This window comes from Duganella lactea, assembly GCF_009857505.1.
GTDB lineage: Bacteria > Pseudomonadota > Gammaproteobacteria > Burkholderiales > Burkholderiaceae_D > Rugamonas > Rugamonas lactea.
Window position 1 is genome coordinate 1 of sequence record NZ_WWCP01000093.1, and the last position, 854, is coordinate 854.

An 854-nucleotide genomic window follows, 5' to 3' on the forward strand; every position below is an offset into this window, starting at 1 on the left:
CCCCGGCCAGCGAGGCGCCGCCGACCGCGGTGTCGGCCGGCAGCAGCGGCGCGCCCGGCAGCGGCTGGTCCTGCACGTCGCGCGGCTGGCGCCAGCAGGCCACCAGGCCGACCGTCGGGTAGTTCTGGTAGTAGTGCAGCATGCGGCTGATCTTGTCCGCCTGTAGCACTTCGCCCGGCGGCGCCACCGCGATGTAGTCGCCCAGCGACAGCGTCAGGCAATGGTCGAGGTTGTCCTCGGCGCCGAGTCCCGGGGCGCGGTTGTAACGCAGCTGCGGATGGGCGCGCAGCAGTCGCGCCAATGGGCGGCGGCGGGCGTCGCCCGTACCGCTGTCGCTGACGATGATTTCGCAGCGGCCGTGGTGCTGGTCCAGCGCGCTGCGCACGGTGCGCGCCAGCAGCGCCGGGTCGTCGCCGTCGCCGGTGGGGATCAGGATGCTGACCAGCGGCAGGGCGGCGTCGGCCGCCGCCGTAACCGTTGCCGCCGCCGTTGCGCCGGACCGCAGAGCGCCGCGCGCCACCTGGCGGTACAGTTGTTCCAGGTCGCGCACCAGCCGCGGCGTGTCGAACAGCGGCGCTCGTTCGCGCAGGCGCGCCAGGCGGCGGCGCAGGCGCGCCAGTTCCGCCGGCCGGCCCGCCAGCCGCACCGCCTTGTCCTCGTAGGCGTCGGCGCTGTGGGTGACCAGTTGCGGCAGGCCGACGGCGTGCAGCAGGCTGCCGCCCAGCCGGGCCGCGTAGCTGCGTCCGGCCTGGCTCAGCAGCGGCACGCCGGCCCACAGCGCGTCGGCCGCCGCCGCGCCGCCGCTGTACGGCAGCGTGTCCAGACACAGGTCGGCCAGCGGCAGGCGCGCCAGG

The 854-nt window shown here is 75.9% G+C and carries 1 protein-coding gene; it reads right to left on the bottom strand.

Going from position 1 to position 854, the window contains the following annotated elements; genetic code table 11:
• On the bottom strand, positions 1–854 hold an 854-nt coding region (locus GTP44_RS26805), incomplete at both ends, for a glycosyltransferase family 2 protein (protein WP_161021803.1).